The organism is Acidovorax sp. KKS102 (assembly GCF_000302535.1).
Taxonomy (GTDB): Bacteria; Pseudomonadota; Gammaproteobacteria; order Burkholderiales; family Burkholderiaceae_C; genus Acidovorax.
In genome coordinates this window covers 2,905,732-2,924,936 of sequence record NC_018708.1, presented here as the reverse complement: position 1 = coordinate 2,924,936, position 19,205 = coordinate 2,905,732, and the positions used below count along the sequence as shown (strand labels likewise).

Here is a 19,205-nt window from a genome sequence, read left to right as displayed (position 1 = left end):
CGTGTGCGACGCTGGTAGGGGCAATCCCTGAGCATCGCTTTGTTGCAACGCGGTACGCTGCGTTGTGTCGATTTACAAGGAGACAAAAGCATGAAGTTCGCTATTAAGGCTGTAGCAGCCTCGGTAATCTTGGCAACCGCTGGCGGGGCCTTCGCTCAAAAGGGCGAGACGGTCAAAATCGCCTGGCTCGACCCCCTGTCTGGCCTGATGGCAGCCGTGGGAACGAACCAGCTCAAGAGCTTCCAGTTCATCGCTGAAGAGTTCAACAAGAAGAACCCTGCCGGCGTCAAATTTGAAATCATCGGCATCGACAACAAACTGAGCCCACAGGAAACCACCAGCGCACTGCGCTCGGCCATGGACCAGGGTGCGCGTTACGTGGTGCAGGGCAATGGCTCTGGCCCGGCCCTCGCCATCATGGACGCGCTGGAAAAGCACAACGCGCGCAATCCCGGCAAGGAAGTCCTGTTCCTGAACTACGCCGCTGTGGACCCAGACCTCACCAACAGCAAGTGCAGCTACTGGCACTTCCGTCTGGACGCAGACACCTCCATGAAGATGGAAGCGCTCACGACCTACATGAAGGACCTGCCAGAGGTCAAGAAGGTCTACCTGATCAACCAGAACTACTCGCACGGCCACCAGGTCTCCAAGTTCGCCAAGGAGATGATGCAGCGCAAGCGCCCCGACGTGCAGTTCGTGGGTGACGACCTGCACCCTCTGGCCCAGGTGCGTGACTTCTCGCCCTACATCGCCAAAATCAAGGCATCGGGCGCTGACAGCGTGATCACCGGCAACTGGGGCTCTGACCTGGCGCTGCTGATCAAGGCCGCGAACGACGCGGGCCTGAACAACGTCAACTTCTACACCTACTACGGCTCCGTCACTGGCAGCCCCACCGCCATGGGCGCTGCTGCCGCAGGCCGCGTGTACATGGTGGCTTACGCCCACATGAACCTGCCTGGCCCGCTGAACCAGATCGTGGTGGACTATAAGAAGAAGTTCAACGACGACATGTACACCGGTGCCGTGTACCACGCCTTCACCATGCTGTCCGAAGGCTTCGTGAAGGCCAAGTCCACCGACCCCGTCAAGGTGGCTGCAGCGTTTGAAGGCATGAAGTTCAAGAGCTTCAACGGTGAAGTCGAGATGCGCAAGACCGACCACCAGCTGCAACAGGGCCTGTTCATTTCCAAGTGGGAAAAAGCCGGCGGCAAGTACCCCATCGACTCGGAAAACACCGGCTACACCTTCGTGCCCCTGAAGTACTACGAACCCTACGTGGCCAGCACGCCCACGTCGTGCCAGATGAAGCGCCCCTGATGTGGCGCTGGCGCTGGGACCTTGTTCCCAGCCGTCAGAACTTCGAGGCCCGACGTACTCGGGCCTTTTTTTTCCCTCCGTGATGAAAAATTCCAATGAATCCTGAGTTTTTCGTGATCTCTTTGCTGAACGGCGTGAGCTACGGGCTCCTGCTTTTCATGCTGAGTTCCGGCCTCACGCTGATCTTCAGCATGATGGGCGTGCTCAACTTCGCACACACCAGCTTCTACATGCTGGGTGCCTATTTCGCGTTCACCATCTCCGGGGTGGTGGGCTTCTGGCCAGCGCTGGTGCTGGCTCCGCTGCTGGTGTTTGTGCTGGGCGCTGCATTTGAGCGCTATGCCTTGCGCCGGGTGCACAAGTTTGGCCATGTGCCCGAGTTGCTGGTCACGTTCGGCCTGTCGTACCTGATCCTGGAAGTCGTGCAGCTGGTCTGGGGCCGCTCCACGGTGCCCTACGGCCTGCCCGAGCAACTGCAGGGGCCGCTGTTCTCGCTGTACGGTACGCAGTTTCCCAAGTCGCGTTCGTTTGTGATGCTGGTGGCGCTGCTGATGCTGCTGTCGGTGTGGCTGCTGCTCACCCGCACACGCATAGGGCTGGTGATCCAGGCGGCCCTCAAGTACCCCGAGATGGTGGAGGCGTTGGGCCACAACGTGCCGCGCGTGTTCATGCTGGTGTTTGGCGGCGGTGCCGCGCTGGCGGGCTTGGCAGGCGTGATCGGCGGCAACACCTATGTCACCGAGCCTGCGATGGCTGCATCCGTGGGCTCCATCATCTTCGTGGTGGTGGTGGTCGGCGGCATGGGATCGCTGGCCGGAGCCTTCATTGCCTCGCTGCTGATCGGCGTGGTGCAGACCTTTGCCGTGGCGCTGGACTACTCGCTGATCCACGTCTTCAAGGCAGTGGGTGTGGCCGTGACCGACCAGACCTTTGGCTACCCCTTGCTCAAGCTCACGATTTCCCAGGTGGCGCCCATCCTGCCGTACCTGTTCCTCGTGCTGATCCTGATCTTCCGCCCCAAGGGCCTGTTGGGCACGCGGGAGGACTGAAGCCATGAATTCGACCACTCATCCTGTTTCTGGTGCCACGTCGCACTACCGGTTCAAGCCCTGGAACGTGGGGCGCTTTGTGATCTGGACGCTGTTTGCTGTCGCACTGATCGTCGCGCCCATGCTGTTTCGCAGCAGCCTGGCGCTGACCATGCTCTCGCAAATCGGCTACCTCATCATCATCTGCCTGTCGTACAACATGTTGCTGGGGCAGGGCGGCATGCTGAGCTTCGGCCACGCGGTGTACACCGGCCTGGGCTCGTTCATTGCCATCCACGCCATGAACATGGCAGGCAAGGGCAGCTTCAACATTCCTCTGGTCCTCATCCCCATCGTGGGCGGACTGGCGGGGGCGTTTTTTGCGATCTTGCTGGGTTTTGTGACGACCAAGAAGTCGGGCACTACGTTCGCCATGATCACGCTGGGCATCGGCGAGCTGGTGGCCTCGATGGCGCTGATGTTCCCCGAGTTCTTCGGGGGCGAAGGCGGCATCACCACCGACCGCGTGTACGGCCAGTCGTTCTTCGGCATCACCTTCGGTCCTGCGATCCAGGTGTACTACCTGATCGCCGTGTACTGCTTCATTTGCACGGCGGCGATGTTTGCCTTCACCGGCACACCGCTGGGCCGCATCCTGAATGCCGTGCGCGACAACCCTGAGCGTGTGGAGTTCATTGGCTACAACACGCAGCGCGTGCGCTACTTCGCCTTCATCATCGCGGGCTTCTTTGCTGGCATTGGTGGTGGCCTGGCCACGATCAACTTCGAGATCGTGACAGGTGCCGACAGCCTGAACGTGGTGCGCTCGGGCGGCTATCTGCTGTTCACCTTCCTGGGCGGGGCTACGTTCTTCTTCGGTCCCATCATTGGTGCGGTGTTGCTCGTGCTGGCGTCGGTGCTGCTGTCCGAGCTGTCCAAGGCATGGCTGCTGTATCTGGGCCTGGTGTTCCTGTTCATGGTGATGTATGCGCCCGGCGGCGTTGCCAGCCTGATCATGATGAACCTTCGCCTGGCCAAGTTTGGCAAGCTGCGCCAGCTGTGGACTTCGTACCTGGCCCTGGGCGGTACCGCCCTGGTGGGCGTGATGGGCGCGGCCTGCATGATCGAGATGACCTACCACCTGCAGCTCAATGCAGCGCTGGGGCCAGAGCTGACCTTCCTGGGCGCCACGCTCAATGCCAAGGGCTTTACCAGCTGGTTTGGCGCGGTGTTTGTGATGGTGACGGGCTTTGCCCTGTTTGAACTCTGCCGCCGCCAGTTTGTGCGCCAGTGGAGCCGGATCCAGGAAGAAATAGAACATGAAATCAAGCGTGGGGAGGCTTTGTAACCATGGCGGCTGACAACGCAACCTATGCGCTCGAACTGCGCGACCTGCGCAAGAGCTTTGGCAAGACCGAGATCATCCGCGGCGCCAACCTGGCCGTCGCGCCCGGTGAGCGCGTGGCCATCATCGGCCCCAACGGTGCCGGCAAGTCCACGCTGTTCAATCTGATCAGCGGACGCTTTGCGCCCACCAGTGGCGACGTGATCCTGAACGGCCAGCGCATCAATGGAATGGCGCCGTACGAGATCAATCGGCGCGGGCTTTCGCGCAGCTTCCAGATCACCAACATCTTTCCCAAGCTGTCGGTGTTCGAGAACCTGCGCTGCGGCGTGCTGTGGAGCATGGGCTACAAGTACACGTTCCTGCGCTTCCTGTCGAACCTGCACGATGCCAACGAGCGGGCCAAGCAGCTCATGGAAATGATCAAGCTCGACAAGAAGCGCGACACGCTGGCCATGAACCTCACCTACGCCGAGCAGCGCGCGCTGGAGATCGGCATCACCATCGCGGGCGGTGCCAACGTCATCTTGCTGGACGAGCCTACGGCCGGCATGAGCAAGACCGAAACCTCGCGCTTCATCCACCTCATCAAGGAAGTGACCGAAGGCCGCACGCTGCTCACGGTGGAGCACGACATGGGCGTGGTGTTCGGCCTGGCCGACAAGATCGCCGTGGTGGTGTACGGCGAGGTGATTGCCTTTGACACGCCCGACAAGGTGCGCGCCAACCAGCGCGTGCAAGAGGCCTATCTGGGCTCGGTCGTTGCGGACGAGCAAGGGGCGGGACACTGACATGCTGAAAATCGAAAATCTCCACGCCTATTACGGCAAGAGCCATGTGCTGCATGGCGTGACCTTTGATGTGCAACCCGGTGAAATCGTGGCCCTGCTGGGGCGCAATGGTTCGGGCCGCTCCACCACCGCGAAGGCCATCATGGGTCTGGTGGACTGGGAGGGCACACTCAACTGGAAGGGGCAGAACCTCAATGGCAGGAAGGCCTACGAGATCGCCCACCTGGGGGTGGGTTATGTGCCCGAAAGCCGCGATGTGTTCCCCAACCTCACCGTGCACCAGAACCTGATGCTCGGCCAAAAGGGCAGTGGCAAGAACAGCCGCTGGTCGTTTGACGACATGTACGAGATGTTCCCCCGACTCAAGGAGCGCCAGCACACCGAGGCGGGCGTGATGTCGGGCGGCGAGCAGCAGATGTTGACCCTGTGCCGCACGCTCATGGGTGACCCTGACCTCATCATCATCGACGAGCCCACCGAGGGTCTGGCACCCAAGATCGTCGAGCTGGTGGGTCAGTACCTGCAGACCATCAAGTCGCGCGGCATTTCCGTGTTGCTGATCGAGCAGAAGCTGACCATCGCGATGAAGATCTCAGACCGCGCACTGGTGATGGGCCACGGCTCCATCGTGTTCCAGGGCACACCGGACAGCCTGCGGGCCGACAGCTACATCCGCAAAGAGTGGCTTGAAGTTTAGCGGGGCGATCCCCCTGAGGTGCTGCGCGCCTTCCCCCCTTCTCTCGAATCGCTGCGCGATTCGGGAAGGGGGACGCAGCCCTCGCTGCGGGGCGGCCCTTGCTCGGCTGCCCTGGTCTCGGGGCGCGCCAGTTTCTAAGGTCCGGGGCAGGGCGGACGCACTGGAAGGCGCTCCGCCAACTGTGATCTATAGAGGTGCCCGGTCTTCGGTGGCGCCTTTTTTTTGCCTGCCGGAATCTGCTCTTCTGGGGATGTCTGATACCCCCTTGTCCCGCCCGGGACAAATTGACACGCCAAATGGTTTTGAAGTCTCTACAATAAAAACGCACGATCGTTCTTTTTCACTTTCCAAGGAACAACAGCACCATGACCGCTGAATACAAAGTCCACGGCTCCGTTGCCGTGATCACCATGGCCAACCCTCCCGTCAACGGACTCGGTCTGGCGACCCGCCAGGGCATCGTGGACGGCCTTGGCCGCGCCAATGCCGATGCAGCGGTCACGTCCATCGTGATCACCGGTGCCGGTGGTGCGTTCTCTGGCGGTGCCGACATCAAGGAGTTCGGCACCGACAAGTCGCTGCAAGAGCCCAACCTGCTGTCGGTGATTGCCGCCATCGAAAATTCGGCCAAGCCCGTTGTGGCCGCCATGCACAGCGTCGCCATGGGCGGCGGGCTGGAGCTGGCCCTGGGCTGCCACTACCGCATTGCCGCGCCTGGCTGCTCCATTGCACTGCCCGAAGTCAAGCTGGGCCTGATCCCCGGCGCAGGTGGCACGCAGCGCCTGCCGCGCGTGATTGGTGTGGAAGCCGCGCTCAACCTCATCGTGAGCGGCGAGCCCGTCAAGAGCGAAATGATTGCGGGCGTGCCCGGCCAGAAGCTGTTCGACAAGATGGCCGCGTCGGCCGAGTCGCTGGCGGCAGAAGCCCTGGAGTTTGCGCAGAGCGTGGCCGATGCCCGTCCTCTGCCCCTGGTGCGCAACCTGCCTTGCAAGCACCCCGAAGGCGATGCGTACTTCCAGTTCGCGCGCAACATGGTCAAGGGCATGGCCAAGAACTTCCCCGCGCCCGCCAAGTGTGTGGACGCTGTTGAAGCTGCCACCAAGAAGAAGTTTGCCGAAGGCATGCTGGTCGAGCGCGAAATCTTCATCAACCTGATGTGGACGCCCGAGTCGCGCGCACTGCGCCACCTGTTCATGGCAGAGCGTGCAGCCAGCAAGATCCCCGATGTCGCATCCGACACCCCCAAGCGTGACATCAAGCTGGTGGGCGTGATTGGCGCCGGCACCATGGGCGGCGGCATTTCCATGAACTTCCTGAACGCGGGTATCCCCGTCAAGATTCTGGAAATGAAGCAGGAAGCCCTGGACCGTGGCGTGGCCACGATCAAGAAGAACTACGAAGCCCAGGTCAAGAAGGGCAAGCTGAAGCAAGACAAGTACGAGCAGCGCATGGCCCTGCTGAGCACCACGCTGAGCTACGACGACCTCAAGGACTGCGACCTGATCATCGAGGCCGTGTTCGAAGAGATGGGCGTGAAGGAAGCGGTGTTCAAGCAGCTCGACGCTGTGGCCAAGCCTGGCGCCATCCTGGCCTCCAACACTTCCACACTCGACGTGGACAAGATCGCCGCCTTCACCAAGCGTCCGCAGGACGTGGTGGGCATGCACTTCTTCAGCCCCGCCAACGTGATGAAGTTGCTGGAAGTGGTGCGTGGCAAGGAGACCGCCAAGGACGTGCTGGCCACCGTGATGGCCATCGGCAAGAAGATCAAGAAGACCTCGGTGGTCTCGGGCGTGTGCGATGGCTTCATCGGCAACCGCATGATCGAGCAGTACAGCCGCCAGGCCGGCTTCCTGCTGGACGAAGGCTGCACGCCGCAGCAGGTGGACAAGGCCATCGAGAAGTTCGGCTTTGCCATGGGCCCGTTCCGCATGGGCGACCTGGCCGGCAACGACATCGGCTGGGCCATCCGCAAGCGCCGCGCCGTCGAGCGCGCCGACATGAAGTACAGCCGCACCGCCGACAAGCTGTGTGAACTGGGCCGCTTTGGCCAGAAGACCGGCGCAGGCTGGTACGACTACCAGGCTGGCAAGCGCGATGCGATCCCGAGCGACCTGGTCAACAAGATGATCGAAGACCACCGCAAGGAACTCGGCATCACGCCCCGCAAGATTTCGGACGAAGAAATCGTGCAACGCCTGGTGTTCGCCCTGGTCAACGAAGGTGCGCACATCCTGGAAGACGGCATTGCCAGCAAGTCCGGCGACATCGACATGGTGTACCTGACCGGCTACGGCTTCCCCATCCACCGTGGCGGCCCCATGCACTACGCCAGCGAAGTGGGTCTGTTCAACGTGGTGCAGGCCATGGACCGTTTTGCCAAGAACCCGCTGGACGACGCAGCGTTCTGGAAGCCCGCTCCGCTGCTGGCCAAGCTGGCCGCCGAAGGCAAGGCCTTCCAGTAAGCCGCCCGCGTGCACCCATCTACAGATTCAAAGGAATTCACATGACCTCCGCAGTGATTGTTTCCACCGCCCGCACGCCACTCGCCAAGAGCTGGAAGGGTTCGTTCAACATGACGCACGGCGCCACCCTGGGCGGCCATGCCGTGCAGCACGCCGTGTTGCGCGCCGGCATCGACGGTGCTGACGTGGACGACGTCATCATGGGTTGCGCCACGCCCGAAGGCGCCACGGGCAGCAACATCGCGCGCCAGATCGCGCTGAAGGCCGGCCTGCCCATCACGGCATCGGGCGTGACCGTCAACCGTTTCTGCTCGTCCGGCCTGCAGACCATTGCCATGGCTGCCCAGCGCATCATCGCGGGCGAGGCCGATGTGTTTGTGGCCGGGGGCGTCGAAAGCATCTCCTGCGTGCAGCAAGAGATGAACCTGCACATGATTCAGGACCTGGCCCTGGCCAAGCAAAAGCCTGAGATCTACTGGAGCATGCTGCAGACCGCCGAGCAAGTGGCCAAGCGCTACAACATCGGCCGCGAAGCCATGGACGAATACGGCGCTGCCAGCCAGCAAAAGGCTTGCGCTGCCCAGGCCGCCGGCCTGTTCGACGCCGAAATCGCCCCCATCACCGTGACGGCCGGTGTGGCCGACAAGACCCTGGGCCTGATCACCAAGCAAGTCACGGTGAGCAAGGACGAAGGCACGCGGGAAGGCACGACGGTAGAAGCCATCAGCGGCCTGCGCTCGGCGCTGCCCGGTGGTCTGATCTCGGCCGGCAATGCCAGCCAGTTCTCTGACGGCGCCGGTGCCTGCGTGGTCACCAGCGAAGAGTACGCCAGCAAGAAGGGCCTCAAGCCCCTGGGCCGTTTCCTCGGTTTTGCGGTGGCCGGTTGCGAGCCTGACGAAATGGGCATCGGCCCCGTGTTTGCCGTGCCCAAGGTGCTCAAGAAGCTGGGCCTCACGGTGCAGGACATCGACCTGTGGGAGCTGAACGAAGCCTTTGCCGTGCAGGTGCTGTACTGCCGCGACAAGCTGGGCATCCCCGCCGATCGCCTGAACGTGAACGGCGGCGCCATCGCCCTGGGCCACCCCTATGGTGTGTCGGGCCAGCGCCTTACGGGCCACGCCCTCATCGAAGGCAAGCGCCGTGGCGCCAAGAAGGTGTGCGTGACGATGTGCATTGGCGGCGGCATGGGCGCTGCAGGCATTTTCGAGGTGCTGTAAGCCATGTCCGGGCAGGCCTCGTCGGCACCGCGCACCGACATCCCCGATGTCGTGGTGTCGCCCGAGGTCTTCCTGGCCATGGGGCGTGAGGTACTGGCATCGCAGCCGTTCAGCATCCTGGTGGGGGCGCGGCTGCATGCCTTGTCGCCCGGGCAGTGCGAGCTGCACCTGCCCGTCACGCCCCAGCTGCTGCAACAGCATGGTTTTGTGCACGGGGGTGTGCTGAGCTATGTGGCCGACAACGCCCTGACGTACGCCGGGGGCACCGCCATGCGGGTGCCCGTGGTGACGTCCGAGTTCAAGATCAACTACCTGCGGCCTGCGGTGGGCGAACTGCTCATCGCCCGTGCGCAGGCGGTACACCATGGCCGCGCGCAGGCCGTGTGCCGCTGCGATGTGTTCGTGGTGCAGGCGGGCACCGAAAAGCTGTGCGCCGTGGCGCAAGGCACCATTGCCGCACTGCCACCGCGCGATGGCGCAGCGCCGGCCCCTGCGGGCGCCTGATGGTGGCAAGGGATGGGAGCATGTTTCTCCTCACTCCTGCGCCGTTTACTCCTTATTTGATAGCTGCTGGCGCATGATTTATCTGCGCCTGCGGCCGTTTTAACCCTGAAATGCCATGAGCCTACGTCCCACCGTCGATTTCCTGCTCTACCAGTGGCTGGACGCCGAGGAGCTGCAAGCCCGCGAGCGCTTTGCAGACCATTCCCGCGAAACCTTCGATGCCGTGCTCGACACCTCCGAGCGTATTGCGCGTGAGAAGTACGCGCCTTTCAACCGCGTGGTGGACACCGAAGAACCCCGCACCGAGACCGAGCGCGACGGCACGCTGCGCGTGGTGCTGCCGCAGGCCACCTACGAAGCACGGCGCGCCTATGCAGAATCGGGCCTGCTCAGCGCCGCGCAGGACTACGACATTGGCGGCATGCAACTGCCCTACACGGTGGAGGCGGCGGCCAACAGCTTTTTTGCAGCCGCTTCGATCAGCATTGGCTCCAACCTGCTGACCTCGGGCAACGCCAACCTGCTCATGGTGCATGGCACCGACCTGCAAAAGCAGGTGTTTGCGCTCAATGAATTCAACGGCCGCTGGTCGGGCACCATGTGCCTGTCGGAGCCGCAGGCGGGTTCGTCGCTGTCGGATGTCGCCACGCGCGCCGTGCCGGATGGCGAGGGTTTTGAAAGCGACCCGCTGGGCCCGCGCTACCGCCTCAAGGGCAACAAGATGTGGATCAGCTCGGGCGACCATGAGCTGACCGAAAACATCGTGCACCTGGTGCTGGCCAAGATCCCGGGGCCGGACGGCAAGCTGGTGCCCGGCACCAAGGGCATCTCCCTCTTCATCGTGCCCAAGAAGCTGGTGGATACCAACGGCCAGTTGACCGGCGTGCGCAATGACGTGGCGCTGGCGGGCCTGAACCACAAGCTGGGCTGGCGCGGCACCACCAACACGCTGCTGAACTTTGGCGAGGGCAAGTACCCCGTGGACGGCCAGGCCGGCGCCGTGGGCTACCTGGTCGGCCAGCCCGGCAAGGGCCTGCACTGCATGTTCCACATGATGAACGAGGCGCGCATCGGCATCGGCATGGCCGCCACCATGCTGGGCCTGGCGGGCTACTACGCCAGCCTGGACTACGCCAAGAACCGCCCCCAGGGCCGCCCAGTTCAAGGTCCGAAAGACGGCGCCGCCGCGGTGGTCAAGGATGCCGCCCAGCCCCAGGTGCGCATCGTCGAGCACGCAGACGTCAAGCGCATGCTGCTGGCGCAAAAGTCGTACGGCGAGGGCGCGCTGGCGCTCAACCTTTTCTGCGCGCGGCTGGTGGACGAGCAACACACGGGGGATGCGGCAGCGGCCGACGAGGCCCGCCTGCTGCTGGAGGTGCTGACCCCCATCGCCAAGAGCTGGCCCAGCGAATGGTGCCTGGAGGCCAACAGCCTGGCCATCCAGATCCATGGCGGCTATGGCTACACGCGCGACTTCCCGGTGGAGCAGTACTGGCGCGACAACCGCCTGAACATGATCCACGAAGGCACCCACGGCATCCAGGCCATGGACCTGCTGGGCCGCAAGGTGCTGATGGAAGGCGGCCGGGGCCTGCAGCTGCTGGCCGGGCGCATCAACGCCACCATCGAGCGCGCTATCCAGGTGCCCGCACTCGCTGCCCACGCCAACGCGCTGGGCAAGGCGCTGCAGGACGTGGGCGCCGCCACCAAAGCCGCCTGGGCCACAGGGCAACCGGCGGATGCGCTCGCCAACGCCGTGCCGTACATGCAAGCCTTCGGCCACACGGTGCTGGCCTGGGTGTGGCTGGACGTGGCTCTGGCTACGCTGGCGGCCGATGCCGCGCTGGCACAGCCCGCCAGCATGGGCCGCATGGGCGCCATGCGCTTCTTTTTCCATTACGAGCTGCCCAAGATCGGCGCCTGGCTACAAGTGGTCAGCACGCGCGACGCGACCTGCGCCAGCTTTCCGGAAGAGGCGTTCTGATGGCGGCTCCGAGCACGTTGCAGCGCTTGCAAAAGCTCATCTGGGTGCTGATCTACGGCGGCCTGCTCACGCTGGTGCTGGGCATTGCCACTGAGCGCACCGACGCATCCACCGGCTGGGTACTGATGGTGGGTGGGGGCGTGGTGGCGGCCGTGGGCGTGGTGCTGATCGCCGTGCGCGCGCGGCTCAAGGCCGGCCCCCAGGGCTGACGCTGCGGCACCGCTGCAGCCGCCCGGTCGGCCCACTGCGGGGCGGACGCGGCGGCGACACAATGCAGCCTTCTGGCACCGCACAATGGCTGCCTGTATTCCACCCCCTGGCTGGCGCATCCCAGCGCCGGGCTGTGGTCCGAGAACATCCATCGACTGGCAAAAATCCAAGGAGACATTCACATGACACGCACCATCCAACAACTGTTTGACCTGACGGGCAAGACCGCCCTGGTGACCGGCGGCTCGCGCGGCCTGGGCCTGCAACTGGCGCATGCGCTGGGCGAGGCGGGCGCCAAGATCGTGCTCAGCTCGCGCAAGGCCTCCGACCTGGAAGAAGCCGCTGCCGACCTGAAGGCCGCCGGCATCGAGGCCAGCTGGATCGCCGCCGACTGCGCCAAGGAAGAAGACATCCGCCGCCTGGCCGACGAGACCCTGCAGCGCCTGGGCCACGTGGACATCCTCGTCAACAACGCCGGTGCCGCCTGGGGCGCCCCGGCCGAAGACCACCCCGTGGAAGCGTGGGACAAGGTGATGAACCTCAACGTGCGCGGCTACTTCATCCTGAGCCAGCACATCGCCAAACACAGCATGATCGGCCGCCGCAGCGGCAGCATCATCAACGTGGCGTCCATCGCGGGCCTGGGTGGCAACCCCAAGGGCATGAACACCATCGCTTACAACACCTCCAAGGGCGCGGTGATCAACTTCACGCGGGCGCTGGCGGCCGAATGGGGTGCGTACAACATCCGCGTCAACGCGATCTGCCCGGGCTTCTTCCCGAGCAAGATGACGGTGGGCACCCTCAAGGCCATGGGCGAAGAGGCGCTGGCCGCGCACGCCCCGCTGGGCCGCCTGGGCGATGATGAAGACCTGAAGGGCCTGTGCGCGCTGTATGCGTCGGATGCGGGCAAGCACATCACCGGCCAGTGGCTGGCGGTGGATGGCGGGGTGAGTATCGTGACTGGAGGGTGAGCATCCCCCTGAGCGGCTGCGCCGCTTCCCCCTTCTCTCGAATCGCTGTGCGATTCGGGAAGGGGGACGACGCAATCGCTGCGGGGCGGCCCTTGCTCGGCTGCCCTGGCCTGAGCCGCGCCAGTATTTGACGTTTGTGTTCTGAGGAAATCCCTTGAAAAGTTTCGGTGTCGAAATCCCCTTTGTCAGCCACCTCGGCTTCACGCTGCACTGCATGGAGGACGGCGAGTCCGAGCTGCGTTACGAAGCCAAGCCTGAGCACCTGAACTCGTTTGCCGTGACCCACGGCGGCGCGTCGATGACGCTGCTGGACGTGACCATGGCGACGGCCGCGCGCAGCGTGACGCCGGACATGGGTGTGGTCACCATCGAGATGAAGACCAGCTTCATGCAACCCGCACGCGGGCCGCTGGTGGCCAAAGGGCGGCTGATTCACCGCACGGCCACCATGGCGTTCACCGAGGGCACGGTGTACGACGCCCAGGGCAAGGTGTGCTGCCATGCCACCGGCACGTTCAAGTACGTCAAGCGCCTGCCGGTGGACGGGCGCAATGTGAACGACCTCAAGGTCATCTCCACCGACTGAGTCGGTGGGCGAGGTCATCGGTAGGTTTTGAAGCCTTTTTGCCTGCAAGCGCAATGAATACAGGCGCTGGCAGCTATCAAAAACATAGTATTGAATTTTCTGAAGGAGCTCTCCATGCCACGCAACCAACAAATCGTTCTCGACAACCGCCCCCAGGGCGAAGCGGTGGCCAGCAACTTCAAGCTGGTCGCGACCGACACGCCCCCGCTGCAGGACGGCCAGGTGCTGGTGCGCCACCACTACCTGAGCCTGGACCCCTACATGCGCGGCCGCATGAACGAGAGCAAGAGCTACGCTGCGTCGCAGGCGCTGGGCGAAGTGATGATCGGTGGCACCGTGGGCGAGGTGGCCGAGAGCAAGCACCCCAAGTACGCCGTGGGTGACAAGGTGGTGGGCATGGGCGGCTGGCAGGAATACAGCGTGGTCAATGCCGACCAACCCGGCGCGCTGCGCAAGGTGGACACCACCCATGTGCCGCTGTCGCACTACCTGGGCGCGGTCGGCATGCCGGGCGTTACGGCCTGGTATGGCCTGGTCAAGATCATCGCGCCCAAGGAAGGCGACACCGTGGTGGTGAGCGCCGCCACGGGCGCCGTGGGCAGCGCCTTTGCCGCATTGGCCAAGGCCCGTGGCTGCCGCGCGGTGGGCATTGCAGGCGGCGCGGACAAGTGCAAGTACGCAGTGGAAGAACTGGGCTTTGACGCCTGCATCGACTACAAGCAGCACAGCGACGTGAAGGCGATGTCCAAGGCGCTGAAGGAAGCCTGCCCCAACGGCATCGACGGCTACTTCGAGAACGTGGGCGGATGGATCATGGACGCCGTGATGCTGCGCATGAATGCCTTCAGCCGCATCGCCCTGTGCGGCATGATCGCTGGCTACGACGGCGCACCGCTGCCCATGGCCAACCCCGCGCTCATGCTCATCAACCGCATGAAGGTCGAGGGCTTCATCGTGAGTGAGCACATGGAAGTCTGGCCCGACGCACTCAAGGAGCTGGGCACGCTGGTCGGCACCGGCAAGCTGCGCCCGCGCGAAACCATTGCCCAAGGCATTGCGGCTGCACCCGAGGCCTTCCTCGGCCTGCTCAAGGGCAAGAACTTCGGCAAGCAACTGGTCAAGCTGATCTGATGATGCTGAAGTGGACCTGGGCCCGCTTTGATGACCTGGGCGTGCATGCGCTGCATGACGCCCTGGCCTTGCGCTGCAAGGTCTTCATCCTGGAGCAGGGCCCGTACCAGGACCCGGACGGTGCCGACAAGCAATCCCACCACCTGCTGGGCTACGACGAGACGGGTGTGCTGCAAGCCTGCCTGCGTGTGGTGGACCCGGGCGTGAACTACCCCGAGCCCTCCATCGGCCGCGTGGTCACCGCCAAGGAGGCGCGTGGCAACGGCACGGGCAGGGCGCTGATGCAGGAGGGCATTGCCCGCTGCAGCCAGGCCTGGCCGGGCCGGGACATCCGCATCAGCGCGCAGGCGCACCTGCGGGGCTTCTATGGCAGCCTAGGCTTCGAGGCCGTGTCCGACGAATACCTGGAAGACGATATCCCGCACGTTGAAATGCTGAGAAAGGCGGGCTGACGCCGCCGCAGCCCCCGCCACCATTCACCCCCGCCCAACCGTGAAGGAGCCGACATGACCTTGCCCACCGTCACCCTGGCGCGTACCCATGACGTCTTCAACCAAAGCACGCCCTGGGCGGACGTGAACCTGTTCACCACCAACCAGCCGCTGCAGGACGCGCTGCGCCTGCATGCACCGGGCCTGGGTGTGGCGGGCCTCACCGCGCTGGGCGCCGAGATGGGCTCGGCCGAGATGCTGACCCACGCGCGCCTGGCCAACACCCACAAGCCCCAGCTGCGCACGCACGACCGCTTTGGCCACCGCACCGATGTGGTGGAGTTCCACCCCAGCTACCACGCGCTGATGGGCGCCGCATTGCGCCACGGCCTGCACGCCACGCCCTGGTCGCGCCAGGACACGGGCCACGCCCACGTGGAGCGCGCGGCGGGCTTCATGCTGTTTACCGAGGCGGAGCCGTCCATCCTCTGCCCGGTGTCGATGAGCTACGCCGTCACGCCTGCTTTGCGGGGCAATGGCGCCGTGTGGGCCGACTGGAACAAAGGCTTGACCAGCACGCAGTACGACCCGCGCCTCGCACTGTTCTCGCAGAAATCCGCGCTCACCATGGGCATGGGCATGACCGAGAAGCAGGGTGGATCGGACGTGCGCGCCAACACGACCCAGGCCGTGCCCGATGGCGACGATGCCTGGGGCGCGCGTTATCGCATCACGGGGCACAAGTGGTTCTTTTCCGCGCCGATGTGCGATGCGTTCCTGATCCTGGCGCAGGCACCCGGCGGGCTCACCTGCTTCTTCCTGCCGCGTGTGCTGCCCAATGACACGGTCAATGCGATCCGCATCCAGCGCCTGAAAGACAAGCTGGGCAACCACGCCAACGCCAGCTCCGAGGTCGAATTCATCGACGCGATGGCTTGGCGCGTGGGCGAGGAGGGCCGGGGTGTGGCGCAAATCCTGGAGATGGGCACCATGACGCGGCTCGATTGCGCCCTGGGCACCAGCGGCCTCATGCGGCAGGCGCTCAGCATTGCGCTGCACCACACGCGCCAGCGCTCGGCCTTTGGCAAGAAGCTCATCGAGCAGCCGCTGATGCGCAATGTGCTGGCCGATTTGGCGCTGGAGAGCGAAGCCGCCACCGCGCTGTCAATCCGCCTGGCGAGCGCCTTCGACAAGAAGGCCACTAGTGAGCACGAGGCCGTGATGGCCCGCCTGCTCACGCCCGTGGCCAAGTTCTGGGTCTGCAAGCGCGGCAGCGTGTTTGCTCAGGAGGCCATGGAATGCCTGGGCGGCAACGGCTATGTGGAAGAGGGCGGCGAGGGTGTGATGGCCCGCATCTACCGCGAGATGCCGCTCAACTCCATCTGGGAAGGCGCGGGCAACATCATGGCGCTGGATTTGATGCGCGCCGTGCGCCGCGCCGATGCCGCCGCCGCGCTGGACGCCGAACTGGCCCCCGCACGCGGCGCCCACCCCGCGCTGGACCGTCTGGCAGGTGCCTTGCCCCTGCGCGTGGACGCCATGACCACCGAGGCCGAGGCCCGCCGCCTTGCGCAAGATGTGGCGCTGGCCGTGCAGGCGGCGCTGCTGCTGCGCAGTGCGCCCGGCGCCGTGTTCCGCGCGTTTTGCGACTCGCGCCTTTCCGGCGATTGGGGCTACAGCTTTGGCACGCTGGGCGCGGGTGTCAACCTTGACGCCATCCTGGCCCGCGCGCTTCCGGCCTGAGCCCGTCCACAGTTTTATACGGAGACCCTATGTCCCACCTCATCCTGCACCACTACCCCTCGTCCCCGTTCTCCGAAAAGATCCGTGCGGTGCTGGGCTTCAAGCAACTGGCCTGGAAGTCCGTCATCATCCCCAGCGTCATGCCCAAGCCCGATGTGGTGGCGCTGACGGGTGGCTACCGCAAGACGCCGTTCTTGCAGATCGGCGCCGACATCTATTGCGACTCGGCCCTGATCTGCGACGTGCTGGAGCACGAACAGCCCGAGCCCGTGCTCTACCCGCCGCACCTGAAGGGCGTAGCGCGCGTGTTTGCGCAGTGGGCCGATTCCACGCTGTTCTGGGCGGCCATGGCCTACAACCTGCAGCCCAAGGGCGCAGCGGTGCTGTTTGCCAACCTGCCGCCTGCCGCTGCGCAGGTGTTTGGGGAGGACCGCCGCGAGATGAGCGCAGGCATGCAGCGCCTGCGCCCGGCCGACGCCACGGCCGCCTACCGTTCGTACCTGCGCCGCATCGCCCACATGGCCGAAGAGCATGACTTTTTGTTCGGCGCCGAGCCCTGCCTGGCCGACTTTGCGGCCTACCACCCGCTGTGGTTCACGCGCCAATGCGTGCCGGTGATGGCAGACATCTTTGCCGCCACGCCCGCCGTGCTGGAGTGGATGGACCGCATCGCCGCACTGGGCCATGGCCGCATGGAGAAGTTCAGCGCCGCCGACGCCATCACCGTGGCCGCCGGCATGGAGCCGCTGCCGCTGACCGACGATGTATTCCAGGACGAGCACGGCATCCCGCTGGGCAGCCAGGTCACGATTGCCGCCGAGAGCTTTGGCACCGAGCCCACGGAAGGCGAGCTGATTGCCGCCACCCGCACCCGCTACACGCTGCGCCGTACCGACCCGCGGGCGGGCACCGTGCACGTTCACTTCCCCCGCATCGGCTACGTGCTGCGGCCGGTGACGTCGGCGTCCTGACAAACGGCAGCCTTTTTGATCGCACCGCGCCCGATGCGCTCTGCGCGTTCGGGCGGCGTTGGTCGAAGCTAGGTGTCGGCATCAGAGCCGTCCCGTGTTTCACGACCGCACCCCATCATCCATCGATAACCCCTAGGAGACACACAACATGATCGACAACTTTGCCGGCAAAACCGCCGTCCTCACCGGCGCAGGCTCGGGTTTTGGCCTGGAATGCGCGCGCATTGGCGCCCGCCTGGGCATGAACCTGGTGCTGGTGGATGTGCAGCAGGATGCTCTAGACGCCGCGACGGCCGAGATGCAGGCCGCAGGCGCTCAGGTGCTGGCGCGCAAGGTGGACGTGTCGAACGCCGCCCAGATGGAGCAACTGGCCGCCGATGTGCAGAAGCGCTTTGGCGCACCGCACCTGGTGTTCAACAACGCGGGCGTGGGCGCGGGCGGCCTGGTGTGGGAGAACTCGGTCAAGGACTGGGAGTGGGTGCTGGGCGTGAACCTGATGGGCGTTGTGCACGGCGTGCGCCTGTTCACACCCATGATGCTGGCAGCCGCCAAGGCCGACCCGGCCTGGCGCGGCCATATCATCAACACGGCCAGCATGGCGGGTCTGCTGGCAGCGCCCAACATGGGCATCTACAACGTGAGCAAACACGCGGTGGTGGCCCTGTCGGAGACGCTGTACCAAGACCTGTCGCTGGTCACCGACCAGATCGGCGCCAGCGTGCTGTGCCCCTTCTTTGTGCCCACCGGCATCAACCAGAGCCACCGCAACCGCCCCGGCGACCTGCCCGCCGAAAAGCCCACCAAGAGCCAGCTCATCGGCCAGGCCATGAGCGACAAGGCTGTGGGCAGCGGCAAGGTGACGGCGGCCGAGGTGGCGCAAAAGGTGTTCGACGCGGCAGCGCAGGGCCAGTTCTACATCTACAGCCACCCCAAGGCCCTGGCCTCGGTGCAGACGCGCATGGAAGACGTGATGATGGGCCGCAACCCCACCGACCCGTTTGCCGCCAAGCCCGAGCTGGGCGCGCAGCTGCGCGCAGCGCTGCGGGCGGACTGACCAGCGCAACGCGCCCACAGACGCCTGGCGACAGGTGTTTGAATAAAAATAGCTGCATGCGCTAGTGCAATATGCGCCAGCAGCTATTAAATGCATAGCATATGTCCCCGGATGCACCGCTGAACGCTGATGCCCACGAGGCCGCATGGGGCCACGCTCTGTTCGACACGGCGCTCGGCCCCTGCGGCATTGCCTGGGGGCCCGGTGGTATTGCGGCAGTGCAATTGCCCGAGGCCGATGCACCGGCCACCCAGGCGCGCCTGCTGCGCGGGCTGCGGCAGGGCAACTATCCGCAGGTATTACCGCCGGCCGTTCCGCCAGCCGTGGTGCGCCATGCCATCGCAGGCATCCAGGGCTTGCTGGCCGGGGAGGCGCTGGACCTGCGGGAGGTGCCGCTGGACATGTCCGGCGTGTCGGCGTTTCACCAGCAGGTGTACGCCATTGCACGGGCCATTCCGCCGGGCCAGACGCGCACGTATGGCGAGGTGGCAGAGCAACTGGGCAGCAAGGGCCTGTCGCGCGCCGTGGGGCAGGCGCTGGGCCTGAACCCGTTTGCGCCCGTCGTGCCCTGCCACCGGGTGCTGGCAGCAGGCGACAAGCCCGGCGGCTTCTCGGCCGGGGGCGGTGCGCTGACCAAGATGCGCATGCTGCAGATCGAAGGGGCCTGCCTGGGCGGTACGCGTTCGCTGTTTGGCAACGCGGACTAGCCCAGCAGACTTGCCCCGCCATGCGGCAGTGATCTGTCGCGACG

The 19,205-nt window shown here is 64.7% G+C and carries 18 protein-coding genes; all 18 read left to right on the top strand.

Features of this window, described 5'->3' with window-relative positions; all coding sequences use genetic code 11:
- Positions 1 to 90: 90 nt before the first annotated feature.
- Positions 91 to 1,323: a branched-chain amino acid ABC transporter substrate-binding protein gene (locus C380_RS13380; RefSeq protein ID WP_015014391.1), complete on the top strand. Its 1,233-nt coding sequence runs from the start codon at positions 91 to 93 to the stop codon at positions 1,321 to 1,323.
- A gap of 95 nt (positions 1,324 to 1,418) precedes the next feature.
- A complete protein-coding gene (locus C380_RS13375; RefSeq protein ID WP_015014390.1) occupies positions 1,419 to 2,372 on the top strand; it encodes a branched-chain amino acid ABC transporter permease in 954 nt (317 codons plus the stop codon).
- Positions 2,373 to 2,376: 4 nt separating this feature from the next.
- Positions 2,377 to 3,699 (top strand): branched-chain amino acid ABC transporter permease, encoded by a 1,323-nt coding sequence (locus C380_RS13370; protein ID WP_015014389.1) that lies wholly within the window; start codon positions 2,377 to 2,379, stop codon positions 3,697 to 3,699.
- 2 nt (positions 3,700 to 3,701) lie between these two features.
- A complete protein-coding gene (locus C380_RS13365) occupies positions 3,702 to 4,487 on the top strand; it encodes an ABC transporter ATP-binding protein (RefSeq protein ID WP_015014388.1) in 786 nt (261 codons plus the stop codon).
- 1 nt (position 4,488) lies between these two features.
- Positions 4,489 to 5,184 carry an ABC transporter ATP-binding protein gene (locus C380_RS13360; RefSeq protein WP_015014387.1) on the top strand — a complete coding sequence of 232 codons (696 nt, stop codon included), beginning with the start codon at positions 4,489 to 4,491 and terminating at the stop codon, positions 5,182 to 5,184.
- Positions 5,185 to 5,549: 365 nt separating this feature from the next.
- Positions 5,550 to 7,649 (top strand): 3-hydroxyacyl-CoA dehydrogenase NAD-binding domain-containing protein, encoded by a 2,100-nt coding sequence (locus tag C380_RS13355; RefSeq protein ID WP_015014386.1) that lies wholly within the window; start codon positions 5,550 to 5,552, stop codon positions 7,647 to 7,649.
- A gap of 41 nt (positions 7,650 to 7,690) precedes the next feature.
- Positions 7,691 to 8,866, top strand: a complete 1,176-nt coding sequence (locus tag C380_RS13350; RefSeq protein WP_015014385.1) for an acetyl-CoA C-acyltransferase — start codon at positions 7,691 to 7,693, stop codon at positions 8,864 to 8,866.
- Between the two features lie 3 nt (positions 8,867 to 8,869).
- Positions 8,870 to 9,370, top strand: a complete 501-nt coding sequence (locus tag C380_RS13345; RefSeq protein ID WP_015014384.1) for a PaaI family thioesterase — start codon at positions 8,870 to 8,872, stop codon at positions 9,368 to 9,370.
- A gap of 115 nt (positions 9,371 to 9,485) precedes the next feature.
- The gene (locus tag C380_RS13340) at positions 9,486 to 11,354 is read left to right on the top strand and encodes an acyl-CoA dehydrogenase (protein WP_015014383.1); all 1,869 of its coding nucleotides are present in this window, start codon (positions 9,486 to 9,488) and stop codon (positions 11,352 to 11,354) included.
- A complete protein-coding gene (locus tag C380_RS13335) occupies positions 11,354 to 11,563 on the top strand; it encodes a hypothetical protein (RefSeq protein WP_015014382.1) in 210 nt (69 codons plus the stop codon). Before C380_RS13340 ends, C380_RS13335 begins: the two co-directional genes overlap by 1 nt.
- A 183-nt stretch (positions 11,564 to 11,746) precedes the next feature.
- Positions 11,747 to 12,538, top strand: a complete 792-nt coding sequence (locus tag C380_RS13330; RefSeq protein ID WP_015014381.1) for an SDR family oxidoreductase — start codon at positions 11,747 to 11,749, stop codon at positions 12,536 to 12,538.
- 154 nt (positions 12,539 to 12,692) lie between these two features.
- Positions 12,693 to 13,124 carry a PaaI family thioesterase gene (locus tag C380_RS13325; protein ID WP_015014380.1) on the top strand — a complete coding sequence of 144 codons (432 nt, stop codon included), beginning with the start codon at positions 12,693 to 12,695 and terminating at the stop codon, positions 13,122 to 13,124.
- A gap of 114 nt (positions 13,125 to 13,238) precedes the next feature.
- A complete protein-coding gene (locus tag C380_RS13320) occupies positions 13,239 to 14,255 on the top strand; it encodes an NADP-dependent oxidoreductase (protein WP_015014379.1) in 1,017 nt (338 codons plus the stop codon).
- A complete protein-coding gene (locus tag C380_RS13315; RefSeq protein WP_015014378.1) occupies positions 14,255 to 14,707 on the top strand; it encodes a GNAT family N-acetyltransferase in 453 nt (150 codons plus the stop codon). Before C380_RS13320 ends, C380_RS13315 begins: the two co-directional genes overlap by 1 nt.
- A gap of 54 nt (positions 14,708 to 14,761) precedes the next feature.
- Complete coding sequence (locus tag C380_RS13310; protein WP_015014377.1) at positions 14,762 to 16,429, top strand: isovaleryl-CoA dehydrogenase; 1,668 nt, start codon at positions 14,762 to 14,764, stop codon at positions 16,427 to 16,429.
- Positions 16,430 to 16,458: 29 nt separating this feature from the next.
- Positions 16,459 to 17,400, top strand: coding sequence for a glutathione S-transferase family protein (locus C380_RS13305; RefSeq protein ID WP_015014376.1), 942 nt, complete (start codon positions 16,459 to 16,461; stop codon positions 17,398 to 17,400).
- A gap of 148 nt (positions 17,401 to 17,548) precedes the next feature.
- The gene (locus tag C380_RS13300) at positions 17,549 to 18,454 is read left to right on the top strand and encodes an SDR family oxidoreductase (protein WP_015014375.1); all 906 of its coding nucleotides are present in this window, start codon (positions 17,549 to 17,551) and stop codon (positions 18,452 to 18,454) included.
- Between the two features lie 101 nt (positions 18,455 to 18,555).
- Positions 18,556 to 19,161: a methylated-DNA--[protein]-cysteine S-methyltransferase gene (locus C380_RS13295; RefSeq protein ID WP_015014374.1), complete on the top strand. Its 606-nt coding sequence runs from the start codon at positions 18,556 to 18,558 to the stop codon at positions 19,159 to 19,161.
- Positions 19,162 to 19,205 lie beyond the last annotated feature (44 nt).

Bases quoted from the DNA above. Each gene is read 5' to 3' on its own strand.
- C380_RS13380 (WP_015014391.1), top strand. From the start codon at position 91: ATGAAGTTCGCTATTAAGGCTGTAGCAGCCTCGGTAATCTTGGCAACC.
- C380_RS13375 (WP_015014390.1), top strand. From the start codon at position 1,419: ATGAATCCTGAGTTTTTCGTGATCTCTTTGCTGAACGGCGTGAGCTAC.
- C380_RS13370 (WP_015014389.1), top strand. From the start codon at position 2,377: ATGAATTCGACCACTCATCCTGTTTCTGGTGCCACGTCGCACTACCGG.
- C380_RS13365 (WP_015014388.1), top strand. From the start codon at position 3,702: ATGGCGGCTGACAACGCAACCTATGCGCTCGAACTGCGCGACCTGCGC.
- C380_RS13360 (WP_015014387.1), top strand. From the start codon at position 4,489: ATGCTGAAAATCGAAAATCTCCACGCCTATTACGGCAAGAGCCATGTG.
- C380_RS13355 (WP_015014386.1), top strand. From the start codon at position 5,550: ATGACCGCTGAATACAAAGTCCACGGCTCCGTTGCCGTGATCACCATG.
- C380_RS13350 (WP_015014385.1), top strand. From the start codon at position 7,691: ATGACCTCCGCAGTGATTGTTTCCACCGCCCGCACGCCACTCGCCAAG.
- C380_RS13345 (WP_015014384.1), top strand. From the start codon at position 8,870: ATGTCCGGGCAGGCCTCGTCGGCACCGCGCACCGACATCCCCGATGTC.
- C380_RS13340 (WP_015014383.1), top strand. From the start codon at position 9,486: ATGAGCCTACGTCCCACCGTCGATTTCCTGCTCTACCAGTGGCTGGAC.
- C380_RS13335 (WP_015014382.1), top strand. From the start codon at position 11,354: ATGGCGGCTCCGAGCACGTTGCAGCGCTTGCAAAAGCTCATCTGGGTG.
- C380_RS13330 (WP_015014381.1), top strand. From the start codon at position 11,747: ATGACACGCACCATCCAACAACTGTTTGACCTGACGGGCAAGACCGCC.
- C380_RS13320 (WP_015014379.1), top strand. From the start codon at position 13,239: ATGCCACGCAACCAACAAATCGTTCTCGACAACCGCCCCCAGGGCGAA.
- C380_RS13315 (WP_015014378.1), top strand. From the start codon at position 14,255: ATGATGCTGAAGTGGACCTGGGCCCGCTTTGATGACCTGGGCGTGCAT.
- C380_RS13310 (WP_015014377.1), top strand. From the start codon at position 14,762: ATGACCTTGCCCACCGTCACCCTGGCGCGTACCCATGACGTCTTCAAC.
- C380_RS13305 (WP_015014376.1), top strand. From the start codon at position 16,459: ATGTCCCACCTCATCCTGCACCACTACCCCTCGTCCCCGTTCTCCGAA.
- C380_RS13300 (WP_015014375.1), top strand. From the start codon at position 17,549: ATGATCGACAACTTTGCCGGCAAAACCGCCGTCCTCACCGGCGCAGGC.
- C380_RS13295 (WP_015014374.1), top strand. From the start codon at position 18,556: ATGTCCCCGGATGCACCGCTGAACGCTGATGCCCACGAGGCCGCATGG.